Below are 13,518 nucleotides of genomic sequence, written 5' to 3'. Positions count from 1 at the left end.
TTTTCTTGCTCCGCGCGCCCGCAACCGCTAGGACCGCCGCAACAACGCAAGGTCCCTGCCCATGAACATGCTCGACACGTTTATCAAACCCATGCATCCCGAGGGCTGGCGCTTTGTCGCCATCTTCGGCGCGGTGACGCTGGTGCTGTTCTGGCTGTGGGAGCCCTTGGGCTGGCTTGGCCTCGGTCTGACGGTCTGGTGCTATTACTTCTTCCGCGATCCTGTCCGCTCGGTGCCCCTGGACGAGGGCCTGATCGTCTCGCCCGCCGACGGGGTGATCTCGCTGATCGAACGCGCGGTTCCGCCGGAAGAGCTGGGCATGGGACCGGAGGCGCTCTTGCGCGTCTCGGTGTTCATGAACGTCTTCAACTGCCATGTGAACCGCATGCCGGTCGCAGGCCAGATCGACGCCATCGCCTATCGGCCGGGGAAATTCCTGAACGCCTCGCTCGACAAGGCCTCGTCGGACAACGAACGCAATTCGCTGGCGATCCGGCTGGCCGATGGCCGCAAGGTGGCCGTGGTGCAGATCGCCGGGCTGGTCGCGCGCCGCATCGTCTGCTTTGCCCGCGTCGGGCAATCCCTGCGCATGGGCGACCGCTTTGGCCTGATCCGCTTCGGCTCGCGGCTGGATGTCTATCTGCCCGAAGGGGTAGAGCCGCAGGTGGCGCTGGGCCAGACCATGGTGGCGGGCGAAACCGTGATTGCGGACCTGACGCGCGATCTGGCCCCGCGTCTGGCGCGGAGTGAATAAGATGGGCGTGCTGCCGGACCCCGAGGAAAAGCCCGACCTGAAGCGCTGGCCGGGGGCGCGGCGCGACATGTCGCTGGTGCAGCTCTTGCCGAACATGATGACAGTCGGCGCCCTGTGCGCGGGGCTGGCCTCGATCCGCTTCTCGGCGGCGGGGTTCTTTTCGGCCGCGGTGGTGATGATCCTGCTGGCCGGGGTGCTGGACGGGCTCGACGGGCGGCTGGCGCGGTTCTTGAAAAGCGAAAGCCCGCTTGGGGCGGAACTGGATTCGCTGGCCGATTTCCTGAACTTCGGTGTCGCGCCGGGAATGCTGATGTATTACTGGGCCTTCCCGGCCGGCAATGATTTCGGCTGGGGCGCAGTGCTGATCTATGTCGTCTGCACCGTCTTGCGGCTGGCGCGCTTCAACATCGGCAACGAGATGGCGGCGGGGCTGGCCCGGCTTGGCAAGTTTCAGGGCGTGCCCTCGCCTGCGGGGGCGATGCTGTCCATGACGCCGCTTTACATTGCCTGGCAATTCCCCGACTGGCCGATGGCGCCCTGGCCTGTGCTTGCCGGCTGGCTGGTGCTGGTGGGTCTGCTGATGATCTCGCGCCTGCCCACACCGTCGCTGAAATCCGTCCGGGTCCCGACTGACCGCGCCGCCTTTGTCGTCATCGCGGTCATCGCCCTTGTCGTCCTGTTGTTGCGCGACCCCTGGGCGGTGATGTCGGTGGTGGCAGTCGGCTATGCCGTGGTCCTGCTTTTCGCCTTTGCCAAGGCGCTTCTGGCGCGTGCCTAGTTGTCTTGACCCTGCCGCTCCCCTAATTTGAGGGGAAACAGGAGGGCAAGCCCATGAAAACCGTCAAATGGGGCATTCTCGGCGCGTCGAACTTCGCGCTGAACCGGATGGGCCCGGCGATCCACGCCGCCCATGGGGCGGAGCTGGTGGCGGTGGCCTCGTCCAGCGCCGAAAAGGTGGCGGAGTTCCAGGCCTTTGCCCCCGCCGCGCGCCACGCCAAGACCTATGAGGCGCTGTTGTCGGACCCGGGCATTGATGCGGTCTATGTGCCCCTGCCGAACCACCTGCATGTCGAATGGACGCTGAAGGCGCTGGAGGCGGGCAAGCATGTGCTGACCGAAAAGCCCATCGCGCTGCATGCCCCGGAAATCGACGCCCTGATCGCCGCGCGCGACCGCAGCGGGCTGGTGGCGGCCGAGGCCTATATGATCGTGCATCATCCGCAATGGCAGCGCGCCCGGGAATGGATCGCGGCCGGCGAGATCGGCACGCTGCGCCATGTCGACGCGCAGTTCTCCTTCTACCTCGACGACAGTGGCAATATCCGCAACCGGCCGGAAACCGGCGGGGGGTCGTTGCGCGACATCGGGGTCTACACCTTCGGCGCGGCGCGCTTTGCCACCGGGGCCGAGCCGGTGGAGCTGTCCTCGCGGGTGATCCGCGAAAAGGGCGTGGAAATCTGGGCGCAGGTGGCCGCCACCATGCAGGGCCCGCTGGGCCGCTACACCTACAATTCGATGACCACGATGCGCGCCTACAACCGGCAGGTCGTGACCTTTCAGGGAACCACGGGCATGATCCGGCTGGAAGGCGGCCCCTTCAACGCCAATGTGCATGACATGGCCGAGATCGAGTTGCACAAGGGCATGAACCGCACGCTGATCGAGCGGTTCCCGACGGTGAACCAGTATCAGGTGCAGGTCGAGGCCTTTGGCCGTTCGGTGCGCGAGGGCGTGCCTTTCGCCTGGACGCTGGAGAACGCCAAGGGCACGCAGGCGATGATCGACTGGGCCTATCGCGAGGCGGTGGACGTCACGATTTGATCGCGGATGTCACGCTGCATGTGCCCGAGGCGATCCGCGCCCGGGCCTGGGCCATGCGGCAGTTCTACGGAACGCTTGCCAAGGCGCTGCAGGGGGAAGGGCTGGCGGTGGAGGTTGTCACCCTCGATCCCGAGCGGACGCTGGCGCGGATCGAGGCCGACCACGGCTTTCACATCGTCCATCACGCCCGCATCCGCCATCCGCGCGTCCTGAACGCGGGCAAGGCCTATATCGAGCCGTTCTTCACGCTTGACCCCTGGGGCTATCGGCTGTTTTCCTCGATCGCCGCCGAGACCTTCCGCCCCGGTCCGGACCCCGATCGGGACGCCGCGGTCTTTGACGACATCCGCGCCCGCATGGTCGGCGCGCGCAAGTCGCATTACGAGCAGCCCGCAGAGGTGATCCCGGCCCCCGACCATTGCATCGCGGTCTTTCTGCAAACTGAGGACAACCGCGACGTGGGCGAGACCTGCCACCTCGGCCCGCGCCACATGATCAAGGCGTTGCTGGAGCGGGACGATCCCCGCCCGGTGGTGGTGAAACCCCATCCCAAGGAAAAGAACCTCGAGACGCTGGACTGGCTGACACGACAGGCGCGCAAGGAGCCGCGACTGCAGATATTCCTTGGCAATATCCATGACTTGCTGGCCAAAGCTGATGTGGTCGTTACCATCAATTCCGCCGTCGGAATCGAGGCCATGCTGCACGAACGGCCGGTGGTCCTGTGTGGCGACACCGATTTTCACCACATCTGCGAAGTGGTGACGCGCCGGCGCGACCTGGACGCGGCGCTGGCCCGCGCCGAGGCGCGGGCGGCGGCGGGTGACTGGCCCTTCCGCGCCTATATCGGCTGGTATTACGGGCGCATGTGCCACGACCCGCGCGCGCCCGATTTCGGGCGGCGGGTGCTGGACAAGCTGCGGGCGATGGAGGCGGCGCAGGCGGGCTTTCGCTGAAGTGGCTGCCCGGCGGGCTTTGGGCACCGGCCGACTTGAGCCGGATCAAGGCGCTCCTGCCCGTTTTGGGGTATCCTTGGCAGATCGGCATTCTTGCCGGTGCTGCCGGGAGGAGACAGTCATGACCAGACGCACCACCCTTTACCTTCTGACTTCTGAAGGGGAATTTTCGATTTATGTCGGGCCCGGACCGGGCGAGTTGCAAAAGCTGGCCCATCGCACGGCGGAATCCCTGGGCGATGTCGAACGGGCGTTCTCCGGCGAAGGCTCGCAAAGTCACAGCGGCCCCGGGGGGGCGAGCTTTGTGGTCGGCAACGAGGCAAGCGACCGCGAGGCCCTGGGGCGGGCGGCCATGGCACGCCATGCGGTCGCGGCGGTGGAACGGGTCTGGCCGGTGGCAAAGGCGGATGCCCTTGTGATTGCGGCGGGGCCAAAGATGCTTGGGGCCTTGCGCGACGCCTTGCCGAAAGCGCTGGCCGCCAAAGTGACGACCGAGTTGCGCAAGGATCTCATGAACCTGCCCGAAAGCGAATTGGCGTGGCACCTGACGGCTTAAGCCGGAGACGGGTCATTGGGCAGGCGCGGCTTTGCCGGTGACGGCGGTGGCAAGAGCCGCGCGCAGGGTTGAACCGGGCCGGGTTGAACCGGGAAGGGTTGAACAAGGTCAGGGCGCGGTCCGTCAGGCAGGCGCAGCCTTGCGGTTGGGCGTCATATGCCCAGGCATGAGGGAGGGGTTGTGATGACGACGTGGTCTCAGGGGGGCCGTTCCGCCGGATTGTTGGCCCTGCTGCCGAGCGCCGGCAAGGACGGAGGCGCCCGGCAGCAGCTTGTGCCGGCGGCGCGGGTGCGGGCGTGGCTGGCCCCGGCGGGCGGCAAGATGCGCGGTGCCTTGGGCGGTGCAATCGTCGGCGCTTTGGCCCTGCTGGCGCTTGCTGCACCCGCCGACGCGGCCGGCGCCGAACGATGCGGCAAGACCGCCGAGGAGATCTATGGCGCCGCCTCTGGCGCGGTAGTCGAGATCTTTTCGCTGACCATTGATCAGTTCCGGGTGGACCATCGGGTCTTGCCCAGCTTCGGAACGGGGTTTCGCACTGCCGATGGGCTGTATCTGACCAATTATCATGTCGTGGCCGATGCCAAGGACGTGGTGATCTATGCTGACGATCTGACGCTGAGCGCCGAGATCGTGGCTCTTGATCCCATCCTGGATCTGGCGGTGTTGCGCGAACTTGCGGGTGATCTTTCCGAGCCCACCGACCCCGCTGCCAGCCTTCCCCATCTGGACTTCGCCGATCCGGCGTCAATTGCGCTTGGCGAGCCGGTCTGGGCAGTGGGCTATCCGATGGGGCTTGGCAAGACCGTGACCCAAGGCATCCTGACCGGCCTGCACCGGGTCCGGCGCGATACCACCACCAGCTGGATGAGCCCCATGTTGCAGACCGATGCCACGGTCAATCCGGGCAATTCGGGCGGTCCGCTCTTGGACGATTGCGGCAAGGTCGTGGGCATGGTGGCCCGGCAAATCCCGCCGGCGCGCGGCGAGAACACGGCCTTTGCCATCCCGGTTGATATCCTTGCGCCTGCCGTCAGCGAATTGAAGGCCAAAGGCAAGATTTCGCGGCCGTGGCACGGGCTTTACGGCCAGATGACCACGCCGCCCATCCTGATGATCCTTGGCGTGCCGTTCCTGTTCTGGGAAGACAGCTCGGGCTTTCTGGTCGAAACCGTCGAGCCGGGCAGTGCGGCAGACCAGATCGGCTTGAAGGGCGGGGTCTGGCCGGTGACCTGGGGCGGAACCGCGTTCCTGCTGGGCGGTGACATCATCACCGAGGTGAACGGCACAAGGATCACCGACCGCGACACCGCGCTGGACGTGGTGCGCAATCTCAAGGTGGGCGACAAGGTGCAGCTGGTCTACCTGCGCGACGGCGAAAGGTTCGAGGCAGACGTGACGCTGCCCGAACGGCCCATCCTGCCGGCGGACCTGCAATCCTACCGCATGGCTCAGGTCAGCGCGACACCTTGACCCCGGAGCGGCCGGCCTGACCGCGGCCGCGGACGGGCCGTTCGGCCCATCCGGCCTCCCGGATCAATCCTCCATCGCTTCCAGCTCGTCGATGAAGCCCGCGATCATGGAAAGGCCCTTGTCCCAGAATTTCGGGTCCGAGGCATCAAGGCCGAAAGGCGCCAGAAGCTCCTTGTGGTGCTTCGATCCGCCCGCCTTCAGCATGTCGAAATACTTGGTCTCGAAGTCGGGCAAGCCCGCCTCATAGGCGGCATAAAGCGCGTTCACCAGACCGTCGCCGAAGGCATAGGCATAGACGTAGAACGGCGAGTGGATGAAATGCGGAATATAGGTCCAGAAGGTTTCATAGCCGTCCATGAAGTCGAAGGCATCGCCCAAGGACTGCGCCTGCACCGACATCCACAGCGCGTTGATGTCGTCGGGGGTCAGTTCGCCCTCGCGCCGCGCGGCGTGCAGCTTGCATTCGAAATCGTAAAAGGCGATCTGGCGGACCACCGTGTTGATCATGTCCTCGACCTTGCCGGCGAGCAGGGTCTTTTTCTCGGCCTTGGTCTTTGCGTTGTCGAGCAGGCGGCGGAAGGTCAGCATCTCGCCAAAGACCGAAGCGGTTTCGGCCAGCGTCAAGGGCGTCGAGGACAACAGCTCGCCCTGACCCGCCGCCAGCACCTGATGCACGCCATGCCCCAGCTCATGCGCCAAGGTCATCACGTCGCGCGGTTTGCCGAGGTAATTCAGCATGACATAGGGATGCACCGTGGTGACCGTCGGATGGGCAAAGGCCCCCGGCGCCTTGCCGGGCTTCACCCCGGCGTCGATCCAGCCATCGGTGAAGAAGGGCTTGGCGATGGTGGCCATGTCCGGAGCAAAGGCGGCATAGGCGCCCAGCACGGTCTCGGTCGCCTCCGCCCAGTTCACCAGCTTCGGCGCCTCTAGGTTCAGGGGCGCGTTGCGGTCCCAGACCTGCAACCGCTCCAGCCCCAGCCATTTCGCCTTCAGCCGGTAATAGCGGTGGGAAAGCTTCGGATAGGCCGCGACCACGGCGTTGCGCAGCGCCTCGACCACTTCGGGTTCGACATGGTTGGCCAGATGGCGGCTGTGCTGGGCCGAGGGCATCTTGCGCCAGCGGTCGTCGATTTCCTTCTCTTTCGCCAGCGTGTTGTGAACCCGGGCGAAGAGCTTGATGTTCTTGTCGAAAACCGCCGCCAGCGCCCGCGCCGCCGCCTCGCGCTTCGAACGGTCGGCGTCGGTCAGAAGGTTCAGCGTCGCCTCAAGGTTCAGCTCCTCCTCCTCGCCCGCCACGGTGAACATCAGCCCCGCCATGGTTTCGTCGAAAAGCTTGTTCCACGCGCTTGAGCCGACCACCGAGGCGTCGTGCAGGTAAGTTTCCAGCTCATCCGACAACTGGTGCGGGCGCATGGCGCGCATGCGGTCGAACACCGGCTTGTAGCGGGCAAGGGCGGCGTTTTCCGCCATCAGGCGGGACAGAAGGCTGTCCTCCAGCCGGTTGAACTCAAGGCTGAAGAACACCAGCGCGGTGGTGGCATTGGTGATGCGGTCCTGCGCGTCGGCCATGAACTTGGCGCGCTCGCTGTCCATGGTGTTCTGGTAATAGCGCAGGCCGGCGTAGGACATCAGCCGCCCGGCGGTCACGTCGATCGCCTCATAAGCCTGAACGCAGGCCAGCAGGGCGCCTGCGTCAAGGCCCGCCAGCTTGCCCTTGTAGGCCGCCTCGAACCGGGCGGTTTCCGCCTCGACCCAAGCCATGTCGCGCTCCACCTCGGGGGCCTCGGGGCTGGGGTAAAGGTCGGTCAGGTTCCATTCCGGCAGATCGCCAAAGCTGTTGGAGCCGGAGCGGGCATCGAAAACCGGGCGCTTCTGGCCAAGACGGGGCAGGGGATGCATGGGAACCTCATGTTTCTGTGCGCTCCATCTAGGGTCTGGTGGGGGGGATCGGCAAGAGCCTGCCTTGCGACGGCGTGAAATGCCGCTTTTTTGCGCAAATGCCATGGAAAATGCAGTTTCCGCCGGGGCAAGGCTTTACCAACGCAAAACCCCCGCCTTTACTGGGCCAAAGTCGGGCGAAGAGGGGGAAACGAATGACCACCTATTTCAACGAGATGTATGACGGCGGACAAGTCCGCCCGCCCTACGCCCGGCTTTCGGACTGGATGGCCTCGATGCCTGCCGACCGGCGGCTGGAAAAACAGGCCGAGGCCGAGGCGCTCTTTCGCCGCATCGGCATCACCTTTGCGGTCTATGGCGAGGGCGGCGATCCCGACCGGCTGATCCCCTTCGACATGTTCCCGCGCGTCTTTACCGGCGGCGAATGGGCCAAGCTGGAGCGCGGCATCAAGCAGCGGGCGCGGGCGCTGAATGCCTTTCTGGTCGATGTCTATGGCCGCGGCGAGATCGTGCGGGCGGGCCGCATTCCGGCGCATCTGGTCTATCAGAACGAAGCCTTCGAGCGTGCCGTCGTGGGGTTCGTGCCGCCGAAGGGGGTCTATTCCCACATCGTCGGCATTGACATCGTGCGCACTGGCCCGACCGATTTCTATGTGCTGGAGGACAATTGCCGCACGCCCTCGGGGGTCAGCTACATGCTGGAATCCCGCGAGATGATGATGCGGATGTTCCCCGACCTGTTCCGCGAGAACCGGATCGAACCCGTGGACCGCTATCACGAACTCCTGCGCCGCACGCTGGCCTCGGTGGCGCCCGCCAAATGCGAGCGCGACCCGACCATCGTGATCCTGACGCCCGGCCATTACAACTCGGCCTATTACGAACACAGCTTTCTGGCCGACCTGATGGGGGTGGAACTGGTGGAGGGCGCCGATCTTTTCGTCGACGGCGCCTTTGTCTACATGCGCACGACGCAGGGGCCGAAGCGGGTGGATGTGATCTACCGCCGGATTGATGACGCCTTCATTGATCCCCTGTGCTTCCGCCCCGACAGCATGCTGGGCATTCCCGGCCTGATGGATGTCTATCGCTCGGGCGGCGTCACCATTTGCTCTGCCCCCGGCGCAGGCGTGGCCGATGACAAGGCGGTTTACACCTATGTGCCGGAAATGGTGCGGTTTTATCTGGGCGAGGAGCCGATCCTGAACAACGTCCCCACCTGGAAATGCGCCGAGAGGGACGATCTGGGCCATGTGCTGGCCAATCTTGGCGATCTGGTGGTGAAAGAGGTTCACGGCTCGGGCGGCTATGGCATGCTCGTCGGGCCGAAATCCACCAAGGCGGAAATCGAGGAGTTCCGCGCCCGCATCGTGGCCGATCCCGGCAATTACATCGCCCAGCCGACGCTGGCCTTGTCGACGACGCCGACCTTTGTCGAGGAAGGCATCGCGCCGCGCCATGTCGACCTGCGGCCCTATTGTCTGGTGGGCGAAAAGATCGAACTGGTCCCCGGCGGCATGACGCGGGTGGCGCTCAAGGACGGCTCGCTGGTGGTGAACTCGTCCCAGGGCGGCGGCGTCAAGGATACCTGGGTTCTGGCGGAGTAAGGGGGGGAGTCACTGGCATGCTTTCACGGACCGCAGACAACCTCTACTGGATCGCCCGCTACATGGAGCGCGCCGAAACTGCCGCGCGGCTGCTGGAGGTGGGCGCGCGCATCGCGCTGCTGCCCACGGCCGTCGGTTATCGCAGCGATTGGGACAGCCTGCTGCGTGCGTCTGGCAACGCGACCGGCTATGCCGCGAAATACGGGGTGCCGGACCAGAAGGCCATCGAAAGCTGGCTGTTCTTCGACCGCGACAACCCCAATTCGGTGGCCGCCTGCCTGACGGCGGCGCGCGAAAACGGCCGGATCGTGCGCACGGCGCTGACGACGCAGGTCTGGGATGCGCTGAACACCGCGTTTCAGGAAATGCGGCAGATCACGGCGCGGCGCGACAAGGCCGAACTCAGCCGGCTGACCGACTGGGTGATGAAACAGGCCGCCATGGTGCGCGGCGCCATTGACGGCACGATCCTGCGCAACGACGGGTTCAACTTCCTCAACATCGGCTATTATCTGGAACGCGGCGATGCCACGGCGCGGCTGATGGATGTGAAATACTATGTCCTGTTGCCGCGCGCCGACTATATCGGCACCGGGCTGGACAATGACCAGTGGCTGATGCTGCTGCGGGCGCTTGGCGCGCACCGGGCCTTTCACTGGGCCTATGGCGGCGAAGTCACCTCGGCCAAGATCGCGCATTTCCTGATCCTGAACCCGCAAAGCCCGCGCAGTCTGATTACCTGCGTGGCCGGGCTGAACAATCACCTGACCCGGCTGGCCAAGGCCTATGGCCGCGAGACCCCGGCGCAAGCGGCGTCGGCGCATCTGCTTGCGGGCCTTGAGGGGCTGTCGACCGACCACATCTTCGACGAGGGCCTGCACGAGTTCCTGACCCGCTTCATCTCGGAATCCGCCGCATTGGGCGCGGTGATCCATGACGCCTATCTTTCGGGAGACATGTGATGCTGCTGACCGTCGATCATGTGACGCGCTACCGCTATGACCAGCCGGTCCGCGCCGTGGTGCAAAGCCACCGGCTGACGCCGGCGCGCTTTGACGGGCAAAAGGTGCTGGCCTGGGCCGTCACCGTCTCGGGCGGCGAGATGGGCGGGGCGTTCCGCGACGGGGCGGGCGACTGGGTGCAGGGCTGGACGGTGAAGGGGCCGGTTTCGGAAATCGAGGTGCGGGTGCAGGGGCAGGTGGAAACCACCGACCTTGCCGGCGTGCTGCGCGGCCACCGCGAGCTGGTGCCGCCCCTTGCCTATCTGCGCGCGACCCCGGCGACCGAGGCGGACGCCGCCTTGCAGGCGCTGGCCGCCAGTGCCGCGCAGGATGATCCGCTGAGCCAGGCGCATGCGCTGGCCTTTGCCGTGGCCGGCGCCATCACCTATCGCCCCGGCGCCACCCATTCGCACACCACGGCGGCCGAGGCGCTGGCCCAGGGCGAGGGCGTCTGTCAGGACCACGCCCAGGCGCTGATTGCCTGCGCCCGGGCGCTCGGGGTGCCGGCGCGCTATGTCGCGGGCTATCTGTTTGCCTCCGACGATGGCCAGCCGCATGAGGCCTCGCACGCCTGGGCAGAGCTGCATGTGCCGGGCTATGGCTGGATCGGCTTCGACCCGGCCAACCGCACCTGCCCCGACGCCCGCTATATCCGGCTCGGCTCGGGGCTGGATGCCAAGGAGGCCGCGCCGATCCGCGGCATTGCGCGCGGGCAGGGCTGCGAAAGCCTTGACGTGACGGTTGCGGTCCAGTCGCAGGCCCAATAGGGTCGCCGCCAGCAAGCCGGAGACGCCGATGACCTATTGCGTGGGACTTCTTCTGAACGAGGGCATGGTCTGCCTGTCGGATACCCGCACCAATGCCGGGCTCGACAATATTTCCACCTATCGCAAGATGTTCCATTTCGAAGAACCGGGCGAGCGGGTCATCACCATCATGACGGCGGGCAGCCTCTCGGTGACGCAGACCACGCTGGCGCGGTTGCGCGAGGCGATCGAAGACCCCGGGGCCACCGAGGAAACCTCGATCATGCTGGCGCCGACCATGCTGAAGGTGGCCTCGATCATCGGCGGCATGCTGTGTCAGGTCCGGCTGGAAATCGACGAGAAGATGGCGACGATGAAGCAGGCGGCCTCGGCCAGCATGATCGTCGCGGGGCAACGGAAGGGCGGCGCGATGCGGCTGTTCCTGATCTATCCCGAAGGCAACTTCATCGAGGCGACCGAGGACACGCCCTTCCTGCAGATTGGCGAGCACAAATACGGCAAGCCGATTCTCGACCGGGTGGTGAAACCGGGCACCCCGCTGGCCGATGCCGAAAAGGCAGTGCTGTTGTCGATGGATTCGACGCTGCGCTCCAACCTGTCGGTCGGCATGCCGCTGGATCTGGCGGTGATCCGGCGCGACGCCTGCACGGTGACGCGGCAACGCCGGATCGAGGCCGGCGATCCCGGCTTCCGCGCGATGTCGGAGGCCTGGTCGAAGGCGCTGCGCGACGGGTTCACCCAGATCACGCTGGGGGCATGAGCGCCGTTTTCTGACACAGAAAACGGACCGGAATTTGCAAAAAATTCCGGCTGCCTTACAGGTGCAGGTCAAAAAGCGCGCAGGATTCGTCGAAAAACCGCTCCCGCGTGGCCGGCCGCTCCATCATCACCTCATGTTCGGCGGCGGGGTAAAGCGACAGCATGCCCTTCGGCCAGCGCGCCATGCGGGCATGGACCGGGGCGGTGTCGATGATGCGTTCCTGCAGCCCGAGAGCGGTGACGATCGCCAGATCGGGCGAGGGCATCAGGCTGAGTGCGTGGCATTCCGTCAAGGCCGCCTGCAGCCAGCCCAGCGATGGCCCCGCCAACACCAGATCCGGGCAGGCCAGCGCCTGCTGGCGCATGTAGTCCCACATTTCGGGGTCGGTGGTCAGGGTATTGGCCAGAAACGGGCTGGACAGCACATAGGTCACTTCCTTTGATCCCGGCACCAGCCGGTCGTCGAAGCGCAGCCAGCGCGAGGCCGTGGACAGGGCAATCGCCATTGGCCGCATCCAGGCGGCAATCAGGATGCCCCACATCGGCGCGGAAAAGGCGGCGGCCTTGAACGGGTGGTCGCCCATCAGCGTGCGAAGCCCGATGCAGCCGCCCATCGAATGCCCCATCAGGAACCACGGTTGCGGCAAGCCCTCGACCCGGGCAAAGGTCAGCACCGCAGCCATATCCAGCTGATATTCGGCGAAATCGCCGACGTGGCCGGTCATCGGGTCATCCAGCCCGCGGTCGGCCAGCCCCTGACCGCGCCAGTCGATCGCCAGCGTGGCATAGCCGCGCTGCGCCAGATCGCCAGCCGCGCGGCCATATTTCTCGACGTATTCCGTGCGGCCCGGCAACAGGAACACCGTGCCCTTCGCCGCCTCCTGCGGCCAGACCCCGACGCGGATCTGCACCCCGTCCGCCGCCTGCAACCAGCGGGCATAACCGCCCGCCGGACCATCGGCCAGCCGGTCGTGAAAGGGGGCCTCGCTCAAGACAGCGCCGCGCCAAGCTGCATGGCCAGCCCCATCGAGCCATCCACCGACAGCTTGCCGGTCATGAAGGCGGTGGTGGCGTTCATCTCGCCTTCCAGAATGGCGCGGAACACTTCGGCCTCGGCGGTCAGCGTCACATCGGCCGCGTCATCGCCGGCGCGCACGCCATCGGCATCGGCCATGATCGCGCCTTCGCCGGGAATGACGAACTTGGCCACGCCCGCCGAAAACCCGTCCGACATCTTGGCGGCCAACGCGCTGACCGCGGCCGAAATCACATCGCTCATCCATCTCTCCATCGTGAAGCGCTTGCCTGGCATCCGGGGCTGGAGTTTTCCGTCCCATAGATTACGTTCAGGTTATGAAAGTTTGGTCACGCCTTCACAACCGTATCGTTGCGGCACTTCTGCCGCTGATGATGGCCGTGTCGCCGGCCCTTGGTCAAACCGACAAGCTGGATGATCTCTTTGGCAAGCTGAAGACCGCCGACGCGCTGGAGGCGGCGCGAATCGAGCGGGAAATCTGGATCGAGTGGTCGAAATCCGGCTCGCCGGCGATGGATCTCTTGCTGGAACGCGGGCAGCAGGCGATGGCCGAGGGCGACATGGCCACCGCGATCGAACATTTCACCGCGCTGATCGACCACGCCCCGGAGTTTGCCGAAGGCTGGAATGCCCGCGCCACGGCCTATTACCAGATCGGCCAGATCGGCCCGTCGCTTGCCGATATCGGCCAGACCCTGCGGCTCAATCCCCGGCATTTCGGGGCGCTTTCCGGGCTTGCGATGATCTTTCAGGAGCTGAACCAGCCCGAAAAGGCGCTGGAAGTCTGGAAGGCGGTCGAGGCTATACATCCCCATGCCGCCGGGGTATCGGACGCCATCAAGGCGATCGAAACCGATCTCGAAGGCCGCGAACTTTAGGAACCGCTCTG

The 13,518-nt window shown here is 65.5% G+C and carries 14 protein-coding genes; 11 read left to right on the top strand and 3 right to left on the bottom strand.

Translation table 11 applies throughout. The features are described from left to right. The first annotated feature begins 61 nt into the window (after positions 1–61). The 6 genes from G4Z14_RS03920 (at position 62) to G4Z14_RS03895 (ending at position 5,557) form a co-directional block, all read left to right on the top strand. Positions 62–754 (top strand): phosphatidylserine decarboxylase, encoded by a 693-nt coding sequence (locus G4Z14_RS03920; RefSeq protein WP_407703786.1) that lies wholly within the window; start codon positions 62–64, stop codon positions 752–754. Between the two features lies 1 nt (position 755). Beyond that, complete coding sequence (locus G4Z14_RS03915; RefSeq protein WP_164623427.1) at positions 756–1,532, top strand: CDP-alcohol phosphatidyltransferase family protein; 777 nt, start codon at positions 756–758, stop codon at positions 1,530–1,532. A gap of 53 nt (positions 1,533–1,585) precedes the next feature. Further along, the gene (locus G4Z14_RS03910; protein ID WP_164623426.1) at positions 1,586–2,575 is read left to right on the top strand and encodes a Gfo/Idh/MocA family protein; all 990 of its coding nucleotides are present in this window, start codon (positions 1,586–1,588) and stop codon (positions 2,573–2,575) included. Beyond that, entirely contained in the window at positions 2,572–3,531 is a 960-nt protein-coding gene (locus G4Z14_RS03905; protein ID WP_164623425.1) for a capsular polysaccharide export protein, LipB/KpsS family, read from the top strand. Before G4Z14_RS03910 ends, G4Z14_RS03905 begins: the two co-directional genes overlap by 4 nt. Positions 3,532–3,652: 121 nt before the next feature. Further along, entirely contained in the window at positions 3,653–4,087 is a 435-nt protein-coding gene (locus G4Z14_RS03900) for a host attachment protein (protein WP_164623424.1), read from the top strand. A 183-nt stretch (positions 4,088–4,270) separates the two neighbouring features. Beyond that, positions 4,271–5,557 (top strand): S1C family serine protease, encoded by a 1,287-nt coding sequence (locus tag G4Z14_RS03895; protein WP_164623423.1) that lies wholly within the window; start codon positions 4,271–4,273, stop codon positions 5,555–5,557. A 63-nt stretch (positions 5,558–5,620) separates the two neighbouring features. Here the strand turns inward: G4Z14_RS03895 and G4Z14_RS03890 are convergent, their stop codons facing one another. Then, positions 5,621–7,459 carry a M3 family oligoendopeptidase gene (locus G4Z14_RS03890; protein ID WP_164623422.1) on the bottom strand — a complete coding sequence of 613 codons (1,839 nt, stop codon included), beginning with the start codon at positions 7,457–7,459 and terminating at the stop codon, positions 5,621–5,623. A gap of 194 nt (positions 7,460–7,653) precedes the next feature. On the opposite strand from G4Z14_RS03890, the gene G4Z14_RS03885 reads away from it, so the two are divergent. Genes G4Z14_RS03885 through G4Z14_RS03870 form a run of 4 tightly spaced genes read left to right on the top strand, consistent with a single transcriptional unit; the run spans position 7,654 to position 11,594 of the window. Then, positions 7,654–9,066 carry a circularly permuted type 2 ATP-grasp protein gene (locus G4Z14_RS03885; protein ID WP_164623421.1) on the top strand — a complete coding sequence of 471 codons (1,413 nt, stop codon included), beginning with the start codon at positions 7,654–7,656 and terminating at the stop codon, positions 9,064–9,066. Between the two features lie 17 nt (positions 9,067–9,083). After that, the gene (locus tag G4Z14_RS03880; protein WP_164623420.1) at positions 9,084–10,028 is read left to right on the top strand and encodes an alpha-E domain-containing protein; all 945 of its coding nucleotides are present in this window, start codon (positions 9,084–9,086) and stop codon (positions 10,026–10,028) included. Further along, positions 10,028–10,834 (top strand): transglutaminase family protein, encoded by an 807-nt coding sequence (locus tag G4Z14_RS03875; protein ID WP_164623419.1) that lies wholly within the window; start codon positions 10,028–10,030, stop codon positions 10,832–10,834. The genes G4Z14_RS03880 and G4Z14_RS03875 overlap by 1 nt, the downstream gene beginning before the upstream one ends. 28 nt (positions 10,835–10,862) lie before the next feature. Next, positions 10,863–11,594 (top strand): proteasome-type protease, encoded by a 732-nt coding sequence (locus tag G4Z14_RS03870; RefSeq protein ID WP_164623418.1) that lies wholly within the window; start codon positions 10,863–10,865, stop codon positions 11,592–11,594. Positions 11,595–11,649: 55 nt separating this feature from the next. Here G4Z14_RS03870 and G4Z14_RS03865 read toward each other — a convergent pair whose 3' ends face one another. Both G4Z14_RS03865 and G4Z14_RS03860 read right to left on the bottom strand, forming a co-directional pair. Next, positions 11,650–12,585, bottom strand: coding sequence for an alpha/beta hydrolase (locus G4Z14_RS03865; RefSeq protein ID WP_164623417.1), 936 nt, complete (start codon positions 12,583–12,585; stop codon positions 11,650–11,652). Then, positions 12,582–12,872, bottom strand: a complete 291-nt coding sequence (locus G4Z14_RS03860; RefSeq protein ID WP_164623416.1) for an SCP2 sterol-binding domain-containing protein — start codon at positions 12,870–12,872, stop codon at positions 12,582–12,584. Before G4Z14_RS03860 ends, G4Z14_RS03865 begins: the two co-directional genes overlap by 4 nt. A gap of 128 nt (positions 12,873–13,000) precedes the next feature. Between G4Z14_RS03860 and G4Z14_RS03855 the strand changes: the two genes are divergently transcribed. Then, on the top strand, positions 13,001–13,507 hold the full coding sequence (locus G4Z14_RS03855) for a tetratricopeptide repeat protein (RefSeq protein WP_164623415.1): 507 nt from the start codon (positions 13,001–13,003) through the stop codon (positions 13,505–13,507). Positions 13,508–13,518: the final 11 nt, after the last annotated feature.

Origin of the sequence: Tabrizicola oligotrophica (genome assembly GCF_011008935.1) — a bacterium.
Taxonomy (GTDB): domain Bacteria; phylum Pseudomonadota; class Alphaproteobacteria; order Rhodobacterales; family Rhodobacteraceae; genus Tabrizicola_A; species Tabrizicola_A oligotrophica.
This window is presented reverse-complemented; position numbering and strand designations above follow the sequence as displayed.

Bases quoted from the DNA above. Each gene is read 5' to 3' on its own strand.
- G4Z14_RS03890 (WP_164623422.1), bottom strand. From the start codon at position 7,459: ATGCATCCCCTGCCCCGTCTTGGCCAGAAGCGCCCGGTTTTCGATGCC.
- G4Z14_RS03875 (WP_164623419.1), top strand. From the start codon at position 10,028: ATGCTGCTGACCGTCGATCATGTGACGCGCTACCGCTATGACCAGCCG.
- G4Z14_RS03855 (WP_164623415.1), top strand. From the start codon at position 13,001: ATGATGGCCGTGTCGCCGGCCCTTGGTCAAACCGACAAGCTGGATGAT.
- G4Z14_RS03910 (WP_164623426.1), top strand. From the start codon at position 1,586: ATGAAAACCGTCAAATGGGGCATTCTCGGCGCGTCGAACTTCGCGCTG.
- G4Z14_RS03870 (WP_164623418.1), top strand. From the start codon at position 10,863: ATGACCTATTGCGTGGGACTTCTTCTGAACGAGGGCATGGTCTGCCTG.
- G4Z14_RS03880 (WP_164623420.1), top strand. From the start codon at position 9,084: ATGCTTTCACGGACCGCAGACAACCTCTACTGGATCGCCCGCTACATG.
- G4Z14_RS03895 (WP_164623423.1), top strand. From the start codon at position 4,271: ATGACGACGTGGTCTCAGGGGGGCCGTTCCGCCGGATTGTTGGCCCTG.
- G4Z14_RS03900 (WP_164623424.1), top strand. From the start codon at position 3,653: ATGACCAGACGCACCACCCTTTACCTTCTGACTTCTGAAGGGGAATTT.
- G4Z14_RS03885 (WP_164623421.1), top strand. From the start codon at position 7,654: ATGACCACCTATTTCAACGAGATGTATGACGGCGGACAAGTCCGCCCG.
- G4Z14_RS03860 (WP_164623416.1), bottom strand. From the start codon at position 12,872: ATGAGCGATGTGATTTCGGCCGCGGTCAGCGCGTTGGCCGCCAAGATG.
- G4Z14_RS03920 (WP_407703786.1), top strand. From the start codon at position 62: ATGAACATGCTCGACACGTTTATCAAACCCATGCATCCCGAGGGCTGG.
- G4Z14_RS03915 (WP_164623427.1), top strand. From the start codon at position 756: ATGGGCGTGCTGCCGGACCCCGAGGAAAAGCCCGACCTGAAGCGCTGG.